This window comes from Paraburkholderia sp. SIMBA_027, from assembly GCF_046535315.1.
GTDB classification, from domain to species: Bacteria; Pseudomonadota; Gammaproteobacteria; order Burkholderiales; family Burkholderiaceae; genus Paraburkholderia; species Paraburkholderia tropica.
Genome location: NZ_JAWRWY010001323.1, coordinates 1 through 247, shown reverse-complemented (window position 1 = coordinate 247; position 247 = coordinate 1). Strand labels below are relative to the sequence as shown.

Annotated in this window: 1 protein-coding gene; it reads right to left on the bottom strand. The window is 65.6% G+C overall.

Annotated features, from left to right (window positions below):
* Positions 1–247, bottom strand: a 247-nt coding sequence (locus tag SB764_RS43455) for an ecotin family protein (RefSeq protein WP_410867235.1), incomplete at both ends; no start/stop codon positions are given.

Below are 247 nucleotides of genomic sequence, written 5' to 3'. Positions count from 1 at the left end.
CATTCTGGAAGAACACGATCGGCACCACGAGGATCAAGAGAAGAATGGTTGCCACCGCCGAGGAGACCGGCCAGTCGCGGTTCGAATTGAACTCGTTCCACAGCGTCTTGCCGATCATCAGTTCGACACGCGCATCGCCTTCGTTCTCGAGCGCGGGCAGCGCGATCACCGCGCGCTGCTGGCCGGCCGCCGGCTGCGGGAACATCTTGATCGACTCGGCCGGCACGGCGGGCGCCGATGCGGGCCC